Raw genomic sequence first — 16,830 nt, 5'->3', positions numbered from 1 at the left:
GGCTTCCTTTCGTTCCCGCTCTTCGCGCTGTTTGCGGATTTTATGGTCTCGTATTTCCTGAAGCTGCTTTAGATGTGTTATTGCAGCTTCCGCGTCTGTGATCTGCTTGGGTTTCCAGGGCCATTCCGAGAGTTAGTTTTCGGCGCTGTGATCTGCTTGGGTTTCCAGGGCCATTCCGAGAGTTAGTTTTCGGCGCTGGTTAAACCCGGGCAAAGCTTGAAAGCCCCGCCCGGTGTACAAATTCGGCTGGCGACAGGTCATTGAGAGTCGAGTGAGGCCGACTCTCGTTGTAGTCCCGCCGCCAGTCCTCGATGATCGCTTTGGCCTCTTCCAGCGTTTCAAACCAGTGCAAGTTCAGGCACTCGTCCCGGAATGATCCGTTAAACGTCTCGATGTGGCAATTGTCCGTTGGCTTTCCCGGGCGGCTGAAGTCGATCCGTGCCTGGTGATGGTACGCCCAGAGATCGAGCAACTGCCCCGAGAATTCGCTGCCATTATCGACAAAAAGATATTGAGGAGGACCCCGCCGCGGCCAGTCGATTTAACGTAGCGACCACATGGTCGCTTCGCAGACGCTGACCCACTTCGATTGCCAATGCTTCCTTGCTGAAGACATCCACAATCGTCAGCGTACGGAACTTCATCCCGTTGGCCAGTTGGTCCGCCACAAAGTCCATGCTCCATGCTTCATTGGGTTTGGTCGGCTTGATCTTCGCCTGGCGTCTCACGACCATCTTGCGGCGCCTGGGCAGCTTTGAGCGAAGCTGTAGCTGCTCTTCGCTATAAAGCCGATACATCTGGTTTTTACCCAGCTGCCAGCCTTCACGCTTGAGAAGCACGTGGATGCGCCGGTAACCATGGGCCACTTTTTTGATGCAACGTCCTGCAGGATCGCCCGGTCCAGGCTCAAGTCGGCAACCAGCTTCTTGAGCCGCCCATTCTCTTCCTGCAACTGCTTGAGCTCCCGCACCTGGTCCGACTGCATCCCGGCGTACTGCTTCTTCCAACGGTAGAACGTCTGTTCCGAGATTCCCACCTGCCGGATCAGATCCGCCACCGGCATCCCAAGCTCCGCCTGCTTTAATACCGCTACGATCTGTTCTATTGAAAACCGCTTCTTCTTCATGGCAAACACCCCTCCTTTCAAGGTCAAGTTTGCCGAAAAACTCACTTTCTGTCTGGTCCTGAATTCCTAAAGCAGATCACTCTGACCGTGGTGGACAACTATACGCGGGAGAGCCTAGCCATCGAGGTGGGCCAGAGCCTGAAAGGAGAGGATGTCGTGAAGACGCTCAACCACATTGCGACCAGACGCGGCTTGCCCAGCATTATCAAAGTCGACAATGGCAGTGAATTCATCTCCAGGGTCATGGACAAATGGGCCTATGAGCGTGGCATCGAACTTGACTTCAGCCGTCCAGGCAAGCCCACCGACAACGCCAGGGTGGAAAGCTTCAACGGACGGTTCCGGCAGGAGTGTCTCAACGCCCACTGGTTCTTGTCTTTAGAGGATGCCAGGCGCAAGATTGATGAGTGGCGGCAGTACTATAATGAGATGCGTCCCCACTCTGCATTGCAGTGGGCAACGCCCGCTGAATTCGCCCGCCGGGCAAGGGAAAACGCCTTGCCCGACAGGCCTACGGAGCCGGAATTTTCCACTTTAGACCGGGGCGCATTCAACCGGTCAGTGCAACACCTATTGATTCTTGATTTGTAGAGGTGTGCAATGGCTAGCGTATATGGTGGCATGACTGATGAACGCAAAGCGTGTATTTGGCGGTTATGGCAGCAAGGGGTTGCTATGAGTGTAATTGCTAGAGATATTGCAAAGCCGCCTGCGACGGTATATTCGTATCTTCTCTACCATGGAGGCATAAAGCCGAGGCAACGATCTCGTCGATCTGGTTGTCTGTCGCTGGAGGAACGTGAAATGATTTCTCGTGGATTGGCTAGTTGCAAAAGCCTGCGCAGGATTAGCCAGGAACTTGGTCGGGCTGCCTCTACGACATCAAGAGAAATTGCCCGCAATGGCGGACCTGAAAAATATCGGGCATGCCATGCCGAGAAAGCTTTTCTCAAGCGCAGTCGACGCCCCAAGCCTACATTGCTTTCCCAGGATGAGGAGCTAAGAGGCGTGGTAACAGGACTGCTGGAGGCTGATTGGTCGCCAGAACAGATAACCGGATGGCTCAAGCGACACTCTTCTGACGGAAAAGCGATGTGTGTATCGCATGAGACGATCTACAAATCCCTGTTCATTCAAACTCGTGGCGTACTACGCCAGGAACTGAAGAAGCACTTGCGCACCAAAAGAATGTTTCGTCACGCCAAGTCCCACCGGGTTGCAGGCAGAGGACACATTACCGATGCGATTTCTATTCGAGAACGCCCTGCACAGGTGGAAGACAGGGCCCTGCCTGGGCATTGGGAAGGAGACCTGCTTATAGGCTCGAGTAATAGTGGCATTGCTACGATGGTCGAGAGATACTCCAGATTCACCGTGCTTTGCAAAGTGCAGGACAAGCGCGCTGAAAGTGTTGTTCAGTCCTTGATAACCCAGATGCGCATGCTTCCTGAGCAACTGCGCAAGAGCCTGACATGGGATAGAGGCCAGGAACTTGCCGCACACAAGCGCTTTACCATGGCCACCAATATGGCCGTCTATTTCTGCGATCCGAGCAGCCCCTGGCAAAGGGGAACCAATGAGAATACCAATGGCCTGCTAAGACAATACTTTCCAAAAGGAACGAGTTTGGCGACATACACGCAGTGTCAACTGAATGAGGTCGCCGAAAAACTAAACTCTCGCCCGAGGAAAACTTTGGATTTTAGAACACCCGCCCAAGTACTGAATGAAGCGTTGCACTGACCGGTTGAATGCGCCGGTACTGATTCTGGGGTAGGGTCATCTCCTCCGGGAGGATTATAGGATCCAAAGGCAAGCACTTTACCTACCCTTTGACTGTCAATTTTAAAGCTCAAGGAGCTTTAAGTTTCACTGTCTGGTTTTTCTTGCGATTCCGCAAGAGCGTGAGGCCAGAAGCGTTGCATGGCCAGGAAGGTAAATGAGGCAGACCAGGTAATCAATGACAAACCGGCAAGTCCTTCAGCAGCGGTAAGCATTCGTATCGCGCCCACAGGTACCAAATCCCCGAAACCGACTGTCGTGTAGGAGATAGATGAATAATAAAAATAATCGAAAATGTCCCCGGTTGTGATACCTGCGATTCGGCCAAACCCCATCTCATGCTCCACAAACATGTAGGCAACGGCAAAAACCCACACCTCGAGAAAATGGGCGATCAATAGCCCCATCATTACCAGCAATACGCCAATGCGTTTATGTACATGCGCTCCCAACGTGCGGCCAAGAAAACGCAGTGCTTCATAATGGAGCATTACACAGATCGCTACGATCATTCCGGATATACCCAGAATCACGAGGTGGGCAGCATGTTCATTCATGGGTCACTCGTATGCCTGAATTTTTCATTATCCATGAAGGGGGCATTGGACAAAGAGAAATTGAAGTAGGCACATGAGACCGGTAACAGCTTGAATGCCTTTTACTCTTTAAGACTTATTTATGAAAAAACAGGAACAGGAGAACGTTGCGCCACGACCGATCTCAAGAAGCGATGTTGCCGCGTATTTCGGGAAGCCGGAATCCGGCTTTCGTGACCGTCTCTTCGTAATTATCTTCGAAGCCGAGACCCGGGCTGGACGAAGGTTCGATTTTTCGCTCATCGCCGCCATTCTGCTAAGCGTGGTCGTGGTGATGCTCGATAGCGTTTCCGGGATTAACTACCGGTATGGGGGAATCCTGAATGCTCTGGAGTGGTTTTTCACTGTTGCGTTTACGATCGAATACATCGCCCGGCTGTGGTGCGTAAAACATCCTCTGCGATATGCCAGGAGTTTTTTTGGGATAGTGGATCTTCTTGCAATCCTTCCAACATATGCTGCTTTTTTCATACCGGAACTGCATGCGTTAGTCGATCTTCGCCTACTGCGGTTGCTGCGAATGTTTCGCCTTCTGAAGCTTACCGCGTACGTGGAGGAGTATTCGGTGTTGGGCAGCGCAATCATGGCCAGCAGGCGCAAGATCCTGATTTTCCTGTCTGTGGTAGCGATCGTGGTGATTTTGAATGGCACCCTGCTGTATGTAATAGAAGGAGGTCCGCATTCTCCGTTCAGCAGTATTCCCACATCGGTCTATTTCGCCATTACAGCGGTCACAACCGTCGGGTTTGGCGATATTACCCCTCAAACTGATCTGGGGCGCGCCATTACGTCAGTCACCATGCTGGTCGGGTGGAGTATCCTTGCTGTTCCAACCGGAATTATCACTTCTGAAATGACCGCTCAACGGTTCGCGATGAAAAGACCGCCAAACACCCGGACCTGCCCTGTCTGCCTGACAACAGGCCTGGAAGAGAACGCAAGGTTTTGCCGCAATTGTGGAGCGAAACTTCCCTTGTTCGCTCGCGATTAGCAGATGGTAGAATGAACCCTCGGTGCTGAGAAAACTGCATAGCGTTTCATCGATCAAAATTAACGCCAAAGGCAAAGCGGGTCCGAAGCAGGAACAGGAAGGAGCCGCCGAAGCGAGCTGAATGCATGAAATTCGTAGGTACGATAGCCTGAAATACAATTAGCGGTAGCGAGGAGGTGTTCGCGTACTTTCCGAAATCCACATGTCCGCATTAAAATGCGGTATGCATAAACCTGGCACCTTAAGTTGGCGTGAGTGCAGTGCGTTGCTTGGTTTTTTCAGTAAATGCTGCCAGTGCTGGATATTAAATCGCCTTCCTTGACGTCGATAATATAATCACTCTCATTTCCCGCAGTCTCTATCTTTCTCACTTTTACATTGGTAAAGCTAAGAGGCTGGTCGGGCTCAAGGTTCAGCTGACTTTGCGAATCGGTGCTGAGAATATAGACTGACCCGCTGACTCCTGTATTTGTAATGACCTTGTAACTAAAATTGGTGCCGGGAGAAGATGGGTCTGTATTGTCATCAATTTCCATCAATAATGCTGTTTCCTCATCTACTCCGATAGCCTGGGCAATGGCAGCACTGGTCCATTGGCTATTTATCGCGTGCCCCAGGAACGTGATCAGGCGGCCCATGCGATCGCGCGCATTGAAATGGGAATCAGTGACAGTCGATAACAGGGGGGGTAAAGGCGTCCTGTCGCTCCAAAAATCACGTCTCAGTGCTACGCACTGTGAGTAGGGGTCGGTCAAGGCTTTTGACGAAGTGATCGCGCACGGGTCGGCGACATAAGCGAACTCGCTGAGTACCATGGTTCCCGCGCTTGTTCCGCCAATGGGAATCTTGAAATTCCGGACCTGCTTTGATATCAGTTGTTCCAGCAACGAGTCCTTCCAGAAATTGTAGTAGCGCCCTTGATCGCCCCCGGTTAGCCAGATTGCGCCGGCATTTCGAATGTAAGGCTCGAGGGCGGGGTCATTAGCTGTTTCTATGTCAGGAACAACCAGAGTTACTACCGAGGCGACGGGCCCGACTATGCTGATGTAAGTATCGTCAGGCGGGACGCTGCCATTATCAATCACGACAAAATTTCCCGGCCTCCCTGTATTGCCATCGCCACATTGGCTCATCTTGGCAATCATCCAGCTGAAGGCCTCCTTGACGTCGTCTCCTCCACCCATTAATACAGCAGTTCGCGTGCTTAACGGAATTGTGCCGCAGGGCAGGTAATCGACCGGCTCGCCATTTAGAGAGATCCCTAAGCGCGATTTATTGGCTGCCTCTACCAAGCCTATCCCTGTCGAAAACACAGCAACCACGATTGGGGTTGCCATCCATCTGCATATAATTCTGGAGTTTGTTTGCTGCTGAGCGAGAAAAAACCACACAAGTAATTCCATTTTTTGCTTCTCCCTTTGGCATGTGAAATTCAGTTTCACAATGGCAGTGAATTTTCCCTCCAGTCCTGTTCTCAGGTCCAAACTGTGAAGTTAGAGTGAAGTATAAGTTCAGAAATTGTGAAAGAAAAGTTGAAAAAGTATAAAAAACAGGAAGAAATACAAGAAAAAAGTATTAAAAAGTAAGCAGTTTTACGATGCGACGGATGCTTGCCCATGATTGCAGGGAAGATTTGCTCAAGTAAATAATGCAATGAAACATTTTGCTCGTTTTTAAATATTCTTGGCATGCATAGCCGATTCCTCTGGTCTCCATTTTCAGCCAAATCAATTGGCCCACTTTATGGTTAATCGAACCGATTCAATTAATGTCGTTTCAATATTAGCGGTATTAAAAAGGGGAATAGTTGAAAGGCGACATGGCTTGAAGAAGAGGCAGCAATTGGAACTGACGCCGTACGATGAGACTCAGAATTCATTTTGCGCATGCAAAAGTCACGGATTCGATCATTGCCCGGCAAATATGATGAGTTGCATTATGGGGTGCAAACCAGCTCCGAAATCCCTGCGAGCATAAACGCAACTACTGTGGCCTCTGACTTAGGTTCAGGACCTATTAATTTCATGATTCACGAATAGGATCAAATGTGATTCACTTATGGCGGAGGTGCTGCCATGAGAGATTTGTTTTACCTGTCGGAAACACAGTTCAACCGTATAAAACCTTATTTTCCCTTGTCCCACGGAGTTCCCCGTGTTGATGATCTGCGGGTGATCAGCGGGATCATCTACGTCATTCGGAATGGCCTGCAATGGAAGGATGCCCCCAGGGAATACGGGCCGCACAAGACACTGTATAACCGTTTCGTGCGCTGGAGCCGACTGGGCGTGTTCAACCGCATCTTTGTGGAACTGACCGGTAAAGAGGAAACGCCCGAGAGGCTGATGATCGACGCCACGCATCTGAAGGCCCACCGCACGGCAGCCAGCCTGCTAAAAAAGGGGATGTTCCCCGCCGTATCGGTCGCACAAAGGGCGGCCTGAACTCGAAGCTTCATGTGGTCTGCGACGGTCAGGGCAAGCCTGTGGCCATGCTCCTGTCCGAAGGGCAGATGAGCGATTACAAGGGAGCACGTGTGCTGCTGCCGTCATTGCCCAAAGCCAAAACCCTGATTGCAGACCGCGGCTATGACGCTGCCTGGTTCCGGGCAGCGTTGCGTGCCAAAGGCATGACGCCCTGCATACCGACAAAAAGGAATCGCAAAATCCAGATCAAATACGACAAGACCCTCTACAGGCAAAGGCACAGGATCGAGAACATGTTCGCTCGGCTCAAGGACTGGCGCAGGATCGCCATGCGTTACGACCGCTGTGCCCATACCTTCTTCTCTGCCATCTGTATCGCCGCAACTGTCATCTTCTATCTCAATTAATGAGTCCTGAGCCTAATGGTGACCTCCTATGCAGCAATCAACTCTGCCGCACCGCGTGAATTCCGGGACCACGGCGATCGCAATAACCCGACCAATGTTATTAATCCCGGTTGCAGTGGCGTTGGACCACTTCAGCCTGACAGCCAGATCAAGCTTAGACCCGTCCCTCATTTCGACATACCAGTTCTTCTTAGGGAGCAGAATCATCCATATAGTTTGGAGAGCGGCGGTCGGTCGGTGATGATGGTGTTGGGCCAGCTGTTTGCTCCACCGAGTGTGCCGCAATCCGTGAAGTTATTGGAGCGGTGTTGTTCCTCGACACACACGGGTTCCATCACAGGGACCAGGATCTTGCTTTTCTGATCCAACGATCACTGCTTTTCAGCGTTTCAGATAACATTCAGCGGTATTTTCAGGTACGAGATCCCGTTATCTTCGGGAGGCGGCATTTGCCCCGCTCGCACGTTTACTTGAATCGATGGTAGCAGGAGATGGGGCATGTCGAGCGTAGCATCCCGCGCTTGCCGCATGGCTACGTACTCGTGTTCATCGATACCATCATGCACATGAATGTTATGAGCGCGCTGCTCAGCCACCGTTGTCTCCCACCGGGTGGAGCGGCTTGCGGGAGCGTAGTCATGGCAAAGGAATAGCCGTGTTTCCGCTGGATAAGCCAGAAGCTTGTGTATCGACCGGAATAGACGTCGGGCATCCCCGCCGGGGAAATCAGCACGCGCAGTCCCGAGATCGGGCATGAAAAGCGTATCGCCCACGAAGATCGCCTCACCGATCTGATAGGAGAGGTCTGCGGGAGTGTGACCGGGCGTTGATATTGCAGTTGCCGTCACCTTCCCGATACGGAACGTTTCGCCATCCGCGAGCAACTGATCGAAATGACGTCCGTCGGGTATGAAATCGGTTCCCAAGTTGAAAATCTTCTTGAAAGTTTCTTGGACCGCAGGAATTTCCTTCCCGATTGCAGTTTTGCCGCCCAGCTTGTTCTTGAGATAGTTCGCAGAGGTCAGATGGTCGGCGTGTGCGTGCGTTTCCAGAATCCATTCTGTCCTCAATCGCTTTTCGTTGACGAAGGCGATTATCCTGTCTGCTGATATCGTTCGTGTCCTGCCTGATTTCGGGTCGTAATCCAGCACGGGATCGATAATCGCGCAACTGCCACCAGGCTCGTCATAAACGACATAGCTTATCGTCCATGTTGCCGGATCAAAGAATGCCTCAATGTACGGTTTCATCTCGATTTCCCTAAAGTTGGTCAAGTCAAACAGGTTTAAAAAGCTCTTAATTATATTATATATATAAATATAATATATATTTTGAATCTATTTGAAAATAGATAGTCTATTAACGGCATGGAGTCATGTTGCGCTTTTATACGTCATCGAATCTCGCTGGGAGGAAGTATCCATGTTCATTGACTGGAATCAGTTTACCCCGTGGTCTGCACTCGTGGGCGGCGCGATGATCGGCCTCGCTGCTGCCCTGCTAGTTCTTTTCAATGGAAGGATCGCCGGAATTTCCGGCATCGTCGGAGGGATGTTCACTCGCGCCAAGGGTGACCTAGGGTGGCGTGTGGCCTTTGTTTCCGGCCTTGTTGCCGCACCCCTGGCCTGGCAGTTTTTCCAGGAGTTGCCCCTGATCCGGATTGACGCCAGCTATGCCGTGCTGGCAGCGGCGGGACTGATTGTCGGAATCGGCACCCGCTATGGTTCCGGTTGCACGAGCGGTCACGGAGTCTGCGGGATATCGAGGGGATCGCCACGCTCAGTTGTAGCAACACTCATTTTCATGAGCATAGGCATGCTCACGGTCTACCTCACTCGGCATGTATTTCAATCATAAAGGAAGAAACTGGATGACCAATCTGATAGCGTTGCTGTCCGGCCTGATCTTTGGCCTGGGACTGATTCTTGGCGGGATGGCCAATCCTGCAAAGGTTCTGGCGTTCCTCGATGTTGCCGGCGCATGGGATCCCTCTCTTGCACTGGTCATGGCAGGAGCGGCAGGAGTTGCTTCGCTGGCATTTACGGCTGCTCGGAGGCGCGATCGCAGCTATCTCGGTGCAAAGATGCAAATTCCCGCTTCGCGGTTGATCGACAAGAGACTTGTCCTGGGCAGCCTTGCATTTGGCATTGGCTGGGGAATGGCTGGCATTTGTCCTGGTCCTGCCCTGGTGTTACTCGGAAGCGGAAGTGCCAAGGGTATGGTCTTTGTAGGCGCCATGTTGCTGGGGATGGGTGTTTTCGCAATGCTGGAGAAAGGCAGAGCGGGGCGTCGATCCGGGCCTGTGCAAACAGGAGATGCTCAACCGGTAGACCGTCCAGATGATTCGCGGGCCCGGAGAAAGACCGGTAATGAATAAAGTACACGATTTCCCGGACATGATCAGCATGCGCGCTGCCGCGTTAGCCGCCTGCACCATGCTCAAGATATTGGCGAATGAAGACCGGCTTCTCATCCTGTGCCAGCTGATCAATGGTCCCAGCAGCGTTGGCGAACTGGAAAAAGATCTGGGAATCCGTCAGCCCACCCTTTCCCAGCAGCTGACCGTACTGCGCGAGGAAGGCCTCGTCGCGACCGAGCGTAAGGGCAAGTACATCATTTACAGCCTTGCGAATCCTGATGTGGTCAGGATTATGGAAACCCTGTACAGCATTTATTGCGGAGGCGGGGGTAATACCCCCCACAAGAGCTGATTATTCACGCTGTACCCGATTGCAAACAATATGCATGGCCTACCCTGGGCCGCGGGTGGAGCAGGAACAATTGAAAGAAGGAGGATTAAGTGATGAACGAGCGTATTCGGAACAACGCAGTATCCACACCCCCGATCGATGCCGCTTGTAACTGGAGCGGAGACTTTGATGTCGTTGTGATTGGAGGAGGCGCGGCAGGCATAGGGGTTACAGCGAGCCTGCTTCGACGTCAGCCTTCCCTGCGCATCGCAATCATCGAGCCCGGTGACCGGCACTACTATCAGCCAGCCTGGACGCTCGTGGGGGGAGGCGCGTACGACATCGCAAAAACGGTGCAGCCGATGGACAGCGTCATTCCGCCCGGAGCTACCTGGATCCAGGCTACAGCGAATGGCTTTGATCCGGATTCCAATCTTGTTCATCTGGTGGGCGGCCGTTCTGTCGGCTACAGGCAACTGGTGGTGTGCCCGGGCCTGCGCCTGGCGTGGGAGCAGATCGAGGGGTTGGAGGATACGCTGGGGAAAAACGGCGTCACATCCAATTACAGATTCGGTCTGGCGCCGTATACCTGGTCTCTGGTAAAGGAATTCAAGGGCGGCAGGGCTATTTTTACCCAGCCGCCGATGCCGATCAAGTGCGCGGGCGCCCCGCAAAAGGCAATGTACCTGTCATGCGATCACTGGTTGCGGGAAGGAGTGCTCGACAATATCAGCGTCGAGTTCAACAGCGCCGCGCCTGTGCTGTTCGGTGTGGCGGCTTTCGTTCCGCCACTAATGGAGTACGTGAAGCGCTATAACGCAAATCTCGTATTCAACTCCAACCTCGTCAAGGTGGATGGGCCAAACAGGACTGCCTGGTTTGATATCCGTCAGCCCGATGGAAGCATCGAGCGGGTGGCAAAGCCCTTCGAGATGCTGCACATCTCGCCGCCCCAGATGGCCCCTGATTTCGTGCGCAAAAGCTCCCTGGCAGATCCCACGGGATGGTGTGAGGTTGATCACAAGACGCTGCGGCACTCTCGCTATGCAAATATCTTCTCTCTTGGGGATGTGTGCTCCGCCCCTAACGCGAAGACCGCTGCTGCTGTCAGAAAGCAGATCGTTGTAGTTGCGGAAAACCTGCTGGCAGCGAGGGAAGGAAGGGAGTTGGCCACACTGTACGATGGGTACGGCTCCTGTCCGCTTACCGTGGAAAAGGGGAAGGTCATTCTTGCCGAGTTCGGGTTCGGCGGCAAGCTGCTCCCGACTTTTCGGCTCGATCCGACAGTTCCGCGCTACCTGGCCTGGCTGCTCAAGGCGAAGTTCCTGCCGTGGTTTTACTGGCATGGTTTCCTGAAAGGGCGCGAGTGGCTCGCCCGTCCGGGCAGTACCATCTGAGCCGTGCCAGTCTCAATAGTTGTCGCCCTTTTTGGCGCCCTGGTTGGCCTAATACTCGGGCTAACCGGGGCGGGCGGCGCTATCATTGCCGTTCCACTGCTCGTTTTCGGCTTGCAATTGGGAGTGGCAGAGGCCGCACCCATTGCATTGTTTGCAATCAGCATCTCGGCCGCCATCGGCGCGCTGCGTGCATTGAAACAGGGAAGGGTAAGGTATCGGGCGGCCGGTTTCATCGCGTTCACCGGGGCGCTGGCTTCGCCCGGAGGAATATACATCGCCCGACAGATACCTGACGCAGCCTTGAGCCTCCTGTTTGCCGCGGTGCTTGCCTATATCGCCCTCAGCATGTTCAGACGCTTGGGAAATCATTCTGAGAAAGCCGCAACTGCTTCCTTGCCTGCCACTCCTTGCCAGCTCGACGATTTCAGCGGCCGTCTGATATGGGATGCTCGTTGCGCCCGCTCACTGACCTTATGGGGAGTTGCAGCCGGCTTTCTCTCCGGTCTGCTTGGAGTCGGGGGTGGTTTCATCATCGTGCCTGCGCTCCAAAAAGCCACGCGTCTTCATATGCGGAGCATCGTGTCCACCTCCCTTGCGGTCATTGCACTGGTATCCGCAGCTGGCACATTTTCAGCGGCATTATCCGGGAGTATGAACTGGCGGATTGCATTGCCCTTTGCAGGAGGCACGGTGGTGGCAATGCTGGCTGCGGGCACATTCGCGGCCCGCTTCACAGGTCAGGGATTGCAAAAAGGCTTTGCCATTCTTGCCGCGGTCGTAGCGACGGGCATGGGGATCAAAGCCATAGCGGCTGTAACAGGAATCAGCAGCTGAAAATGAAACAGTAGGTTAATCCGGGATGATTTAGGCATGGCCTTCTATACTTTAAGGACACTCACCTTCATCCAACCCGGTCGTCCCAAGGTGTTGGATATGTGACCCAACCCTGCAGTATGAAGTTTTCGTTATACAAAGGCTAAGGGTTCCCGAGTTTTATGGACATGAATCAGGTTAGGGGATGAAATGAAGCTATCCATCATGAGAATGATAATTGCGCTATTGGCGGCAACCCCTGCTCAGGCAATGGAAAAGGCGGGTGAGAAGCGGCTTGATGAAGTCGCAAAGCGCGGCACTCATGTGATGCCATTCGATTTGGAGAAAACGACGCATGTTTTTTCCAAGACAAATCAGGGCGGCTTGCAACAAGTGGTGGTTAAGGACAAATCGGATGTGAAGCAAGTCAAGCTGATACGGGCCCATTTGTACGAGATTTCAGAAGATTTTAAACGGGGCGATTTCTCAAAGCCCGAGCGCATTCACGGCAAGGGCATGCCCGGCCTGGCTGAATTGAAATCAGCCAAATCAGGGCGAATCAAAATCGAGTATTCCGTACTGCCTGATGGGGCGCAAATTGCCTACTCCACCGAATCGCCCCAATTGGTTGACGCCATTCACCACTGGTTTGATGCCCAGCTAAGGGATCATGCGCGTCATGCTGTTCCAGGCCATTTCCACTCCCATATGCACCAAAAATAACAGGGGCGGCCGCAGAATATCGACTTAAAAAGGTCTTTTTATTCTTTGCCTGCGGGAAGAATAGGGCCATCACCTCGGAACTAATCTTGTGTCCCCAGTCCCATGGAAAAAAACGGAGAAAATCATGAAAAATCAAGATTATAAGCGACGCCAATTCATGCAATATGCCTTGGCGGGTGCAGCCTCGGCTATGTTTCCAGGGTGGGCATGGAGCCAGCATGGCGCGGGCGCGGGTATATTGAATACGAAACCCAACTCTGCCTTCAAGCCGGATGTAGAAATTGAGTTCATCGCGCAAATAGCGGAGATTCAAATCCTGCCAGGTCCCCGTACGAGCGTTTTCAAATACGATGGGAAGGTATTGAGAGGGCCTGAAACGGCCTTGTTGAAGAGCACAAGCTATCTGGGGCCAATCATGAACCTTGCCCATGGGCAAAAAGTGCGAATTTTTTACTACAACAAATTGCCTGAACCCTCGATCATGCATTGGCATGGTATGCACGTGCCGCAGAAGATGGATGGACATCCCATGTATGCGATAGAGCCGGGTGAAAGGTACGTGTACGAGTTCGAGGTAAAGAACCCGGCCGGCACAAACTGGTATCACGCACACCCGCATGAAATGACAGGGCCGCAGGTCTATCGCGGCCAGGCCGGATTGATCACGATTACGGATGAGCAGGAGCAAAAATTGAATCTGCCCGATGGCGAGTACGATCTTCCCCTCGTCATTCAGGACCGTCGCTTCACCGCGGGAAATCAGTTGCAATACATTTTCGGGATGCATGAGCGGATGACGGGTTTCCTGGGAGATACCATCCTGGTTAACGGGCAGGTAAACGCTACTATTCCGGTAAAAAGCCGCGCTTATCGAATACGCGTTTTCAACGGCTCGAATTCGAGGATTTACAAGCTGGGATGGGAAGACGGCATGCCCCTGACAGCAATCGGCACCGACGGAGGCCTGCTGGAAGCGCCGGAAACCTTTCCATATATCATACTGGCACCTGCAGAGCGGGTCGAGCTTTGGGTCGACTTCAGCGGCCGCAAGCCTGGAACGGATTTGACGCTGCAGAGCCTCGAATACGACTTTCCCCAGATGGGAATGGGAATGGGGATGGGTGGCGGCATGGGAATGCACGGTGGCATGGGCCGCGGGAGAATGGGAGGCAGGGGCGGCATGGGCATGGGAACAGCAAGACTGGCCCAAGGTGAAGACTTTCCGATTGTGAAATTCAGCGTTGTTGAAAAAGTCAGCGAGTCTCCCCGGCTGCCGGAGAGGCTGGTCAGGATGCGCAATCTGCCAGAAAGCGATATTGCAAATCCGGATCAGCCTGTACCAATCGCCGCCTCCATGGAGCATATGTCGCCCCTCTTAAACGGCGCGTCTTTCGAAATGCATGAAGCAATGGATATCGAACGCATCCCGCTCAATACCATCCGAAAGGTCCGTATAACCAACGAGCATGGGTCGATGATGGGTGGGCGGGATGGAATGGGCGGCATGGGAGGAGGGGGTCGTGGAATGAGAGGGGGAATGGGCGGCATGGGCATGATGATGTTGCCGCATCCCATCCATATGCACGGTCAACAGTTCCGGATCATTTCACGTAGATTAAAGGGCGCAGACACGGATAGCTATGCCAGTGTCCGCGAAGGTTTCATTAACAGCGGCTGGAAAGATACTGTGTTGGTCATGCCGAACGAGGAAATTGATGTGATCAAACCGTTCGAGGATTACACCGGCCTGTTTCTCTATCACTGCCACAATCTGGAGCATGAAGATCTGGGCATGATGCGGAATTTTTATGTAAGCTGACATGCTTAGAAACCTTTGAAGGAAAACCCCTTTATGTTGCCTATAAAGCGAATAGTAGTCGGTACCGACATGTCCCCGCTTGCGAGTTGGGCGGCGGCACGGGCGGCGTTGCTGGCGCATGAATTAGGTAGCGAATCTGTGGACTTGATACATGTCATAGATAATCTTGCCATTGAAACGCTACGTCATCTAACGAAGACACCGCTTGAAACTGAGCAGCGATTGATGGAGCTGTCGCGTAAGCAATTAACGGAAATCGAACACACACTTTCCGAAAAATACAGGATCCCGGTGTCGATCACGACACTGAATGTGGGACGCCCTTATACCGAGATCGTTCGTTATGCGGAGTTCCTGAATGCTGGCCTTGTCGTACTTGGAGCTCATGGCGGTGGGTTGGTGCGAGAGCTATTTGTTGGCTCTACTGTCGACAAAGTTCTGCGCAAGCTTACCCGGCCCGTGCTGATCGTCAAACGGGAGCCTCGGGCAGCGTACCGGAAAGTGCTGATCCCTGTGGATTTCTCGGAATTTTCCGGTCAGGCAACGGAGTTTGCCGTGAACATTGCTCCGCATGCACATATTACTGCTCTGCACGCGGTCGAGGTGCCCTTCAAAGCCCGGCTGGAGTCTGCCGGTGTAGATAATAAGCTGATTAAAGTTTACGAGAGCGAAGTTCAGGTACAAAAGAAAAAGGAGATGGAGGAATTTATCTCCGAATTGAGAGGGCCAAAGCCCACCTTGTCCAGTATCATGGAATTGGGCCCTGTATCTACTGTAATCCGGAAAAATATGGAAGTGCTTGACCCTGATCTGGTTGTCATCGGCAAACAGGGACAGTCCGAGCAGGAGGAGACGCTGCTCGGCGGTGTAGCAAGGCGCGTGATACAAGAGGCAAGCTGCGATATATTGGTAGTACCGACGTTCTGAAATGTATTAGCTTGGATTTGAGCTAACAAACAAGTCAGGCTCGAATTGCCCCGGAGTGCCAGGAACGGCCTTTCACGCCTAAGAAAACTACAAGAGCGCATGCTCTTCCATGCACTGATTGGGTCGGGTTTGCAGGTATTTTATGCCGGCAGGCTTTTTCGCCGAACCATGAATCCGACCAGCATGAGGCCCGCGAGCATCAAAGCATAGGATTGAGGCTCAGGGATCGCAGCATTGACGAGGACCTGTCCCACGTTATTGATGTCGACAGCGTTCGCTAGAGCAATTCCGGCTGGCCACTCAACCAGCGAATTGAGGTCTGTCATGCCCATGCCATTGGGGCCGGTGATAAAAGCGTGTCCCTCACCTGCGGCTGTGGCGGAGTTCCCCACCACCTGCCCAGCATTATTGATGTCGTTGGCGGTACTGTAATTTCCCCCCAGCGTCCCGAGATCTGTCATGCCCACGCCATCAGGACCAGTGATGAAAGCGTGCTCGGAACCTGAGGCCGTGGTGGACCACCCCACCACCTGCCCAGCATTATTGATGTCGTTGGCGGTACTGTAATTTCCCCCCAGCGTCCCGAGATCGGTCATGCCCTCGCCATTGGGGCCGGTGATAAAAGCGTGACGCTCACCTGCGGCCGTGCCTGCGCTCCCCACCACCTGCCCAGCATTATTGATGTCGTTGGCAGTACTCCACATTCCCCCTAGCGTCCCGAGATCGGTCATGCCCACACCATTGGGACCGGTGATAAAAGCGTGCGCATTATTCGGGTCGCCTAGAAGAAGGGACTCCCCCATCACCTGCCCGGTATCATTGATGCCACGGGCGTAACTGGAACCTCCACCCAGATCCAGCGTCCCGAGATCGGTTAGACTGTTGTCATAGAAGTTGAGGATATATGAACGTTCCTGTGCGGAGACAGGGGAAACAAAACCAGGTGCGATACTCAGGGCTGCCCCCAGAATCAGGCTGTGGATTTTAGAGCTAGGAGTAGTTTTCATGATTTTCTCTCGGTAAGAACGGTTTTTAGGGATTCAGGACAATCGAGATTTTATGGGAAGCGCATCGATAGTGCTCTCCATCAGAGATACTGTCCAACTCCCGTCATTTCTCATAATCCAGTTTAG

General features: G+C 52.9%; 16 protein-coding genes and 2 pseudogenes. 12 read left to right on the top strand and 6 right to left on the bottom strand.

Features of this window, described 5'->3' with window-relative positions; genetic code table 11:
• Positions 1-199: 199 nt before the first annotated feature.
• A pseudogene (locus NMUL_RS08890) lies at positions 200-1,126 on the bottom strand (IS3 family transposase).
• 81 nt (positions 1,127-1,207) lie between these two features.
• Here NMUL_RS08890 and NMUL_RS08880 point away from each other — a divergent pair.
• Positions 1,208-1,717 (top strand): annotated as a pseudogene (locus NMUL_RS08880) (integrase core domain-containing protein); the annotation flags it as partial.
• Between the two features lie 9 nt (positions 1,718-1,726).
• Positions 1,727-2,869 carry an IS30 family transposase gene (locus NMUL_RS08875; RefSeq protein ID WP_011381011.1) on the top strand — a complete coding sequence of 381 codons (1,143 nt, stop codon included), beginning with the start codon at positions 1,727-1,729 and terminating at the stop codon, positions 2,867-2,869.
• A gap of 119 nt (positions 2,870-2,988) precedes the next feature.
• Here the strand turns inward: NMUL_RS08875 and NMUL_RS08870 are convergent, their stop codons facing one another.
• Positions 2,989-3,465 (bottom strand): potassium channel family protein, encoded by a 477-nt coding sequence (locus tag NMUL_RS08870; protein WP_041352505.1) that lies wholly within the window; start codon positions 3,463-3,465, stop codon positions 2,989-2,991.
• A gap of 121 nt (positions 3,466-3,586) precedes the next feature.
• Here NMUL_RS08870 and NMUL_RS08865 point away from each other — a divergent pair, with 121 nt between their 5' ends.
• On the top strand, positions 3,587-4,495 hold the full coding sequence (locus tag NMUL_RS08865; RefSeq protein ID WP_011381009.1) for an ion transporter: 909 nt from the start codon (positions 3,587-3,589) through the stop codon (positions 4,493-4,495).
• Positions 4,496-4,773: 278 nt separating this feature from the next.
• Here the strand turns inward: NMUL_RS08865 and NMUL_RS08860 are convergent, their stop codons facing one another.
• The gene (locus NMUL_RS08860) at positions 4,774-5,832 is read right to left on the bottom strand and encodes a cyanophycinase (protein ID WP_167535571.1); all 1,059 of its coding nucleotides are present in this window, start codon (positions 5,830-5,832) and stop codon (positions 4,774-4,776) included.
• Between the two features lie 738 nt (positions 5,833-6,570).
• On the opposite strand from NMUL_RS08860, the gene NMUL_RS15385 reads away from it, so the two are divergent.
• A protein-coding gene (locus NMUL_RS15385) for an IS5 family transposase (RefSeq protein ID WP_148235532.1) occupies positions 6,571-7,328 on the top strand; the annotation gives its coding sequence in 2 pieces (ribosomal slippage) (positions 6,571-6,904 and positions 6,904-7,328; 759 coding nt in all).
• Between the two features lie 203 nt (positions 7,329-7,531).
• Here the strand turns inward: NMUL_RS15385 and NMUL_RS15965 are convergent.
• Entirely contained in the window at positions 7,532-7,696 is a 165-nt protein-coding gene (locus tag NMUL_RS15965; protein ID WP_167535570.1) for a hypothetical protein, read from the bottom strand.
• Between the two features lie 21 nt (positions 7,697-7,717).
• Positions 7,718-8,578, bottom strand: coding sequence for an MBL fold metallo-hydrolase (locus NMUL_RS08840; protein ID WP_011381007.1), 861 nt, complete (start codon positions 8,576-8,578; stop codon positions 7,718-7,720).
• A 172-nt stretch (positions 8,579-8,750) separates the two neighbouring features.
• Here NMUL_RS08840 and NMUL_RS08835 point away from each other — a divergent pair, with 172 nt between their 5' ends.
• The 8 genes from NMUL_RS08835 to NMUL_RS08800 all read left to right on the top strand — a co-directional run bounded on the left by NMUL_RS08835 (position 8,751) and on the right by NMUL_RS08800 (position 15,697).
• Positions 8,751-9,185, top strand: coding sequence for a YeeE/YedE family protein (locus NMUL_RS08835; RefSeq protein ID WP_011381006.1), 435 nt, complete (start codon positions 8,751-8,753; stop codon positions 9,183-9,185).
• Positions 9,186-9,198: 13 nt separating this feature from the next.
• Positions 9,199-9,705 (top strand): YeeE/YedE family protein, encoded by a 507-nt coding sequence (locus tag NMUL_RS08830; RefSeq protein ID WP_011381005.1) that lies wholly within the window; start codon positions 9,199-9,201, stop codon positions 9,703-9,705.
• A complete protein-coding gene (locus tag NMUL_RS08825; protein WP_011381004.1) occupies positions 9,698-10,039 on the top strand; it encodes an ArsR/SmtB family transcription factor in 342 nt (113 codons plus the stop codon). Before NMUL_RS08830 ends, NMUL_RS08825 begins: the two co-directional genes overlap by 8 nt.
• Before the next feature lie 92 nt (positions 10,040-10,131).
• Positions 10,132-11,415, top strand: a complete 1,284-nt coding sequence (locus tag NMUL_RS08820; protein WP_011381003.1) for an NAD(P)/FAD-dependent oxidoreductase — start codon at positions 10,132-10,134, stop codon at positions 11,413-11,415.
• Between the two features lie 3 nt (positions 11,416-11,418).
• Positions 11,419-12,249 (top strand): sulfite exporter TauE/SafE family protein, encoded by an 831-nt coding sequence (locus tag NMUL_RS08815; protein ID WP_011381002.1) that lies wholly within the window; start codon positions 11,419-11,421, stop codon positions 12,247-12,249.
• A 189-nt stretch (positions 12,250-12,438) separates the two neighbouring features.
• Complete coding sequence (locus NMUL_RS08810) at positions 12,439-12,951, top strand: hypothetical protein (RefSeq protein ID WP_011381001.1); 513 nt, start codon at positions 12,439-12,441, stop codon at positions 12,949-12,951.
• Between the two features lie 124 nt (positions 12,952-13,075).
• The gene (locus tag NMUL_RS08805; RefSeq protein ID WP_041352502.1) at positions 13,076-14,770 is read left to right on the top strand and encodes a multicopper oxidase family protein; all 1,695 of its coding nucleotides are present in this window, start codon (positions 13,076-13,078) and stop codon (positions 14,768-14,770) included.
• Positions 14,771-14,803: 33 nt separating this feature from the next.
• The gene (locus NMUL_RS08800; RefSeq protein WP_011380999.1) at positions 14,804-15,697 is read left to right on the top strand and encodes a universal stress protein; all 894 of its coding nucleotides are present in this window, start codon (positions 14,804-14,806) and stop codon (positions 15,695-15,697) included.
• A gap of 140 nt (positions 15,698-15,837) precedes the next feature.
• Here NMUL_RS08800 and NMUL_RS08795 read toward each other — a convergent pair whose 3' ends face one another.
• Entirely contained in the window at positions 15,838-16,704 is an 867-nt protein-coding gene (locus tag NMUL_RS08795) for an HAF repeat-containing PEP-CTERM protein (RefSeq protein WP_011380998.1), read from the bottom strand.
• Positions 16,705-16,830: the final 126 nt, after the last annotated feature.

Origin of the sequence: Nitrosospira multiformis ATCC 25196 (assembly GCF_000196355.1) — a bacterium.
Lineage (GTDB): Bacteria > Pseudomonadota > Gammaproteobacteria > Burkholderiales > Nitrosomonadaceae > Nitrosospira > Nitrosospira multiformis.
This window is presented reverse-complemented; position numbering and strand designations above follow the sequence as displayed.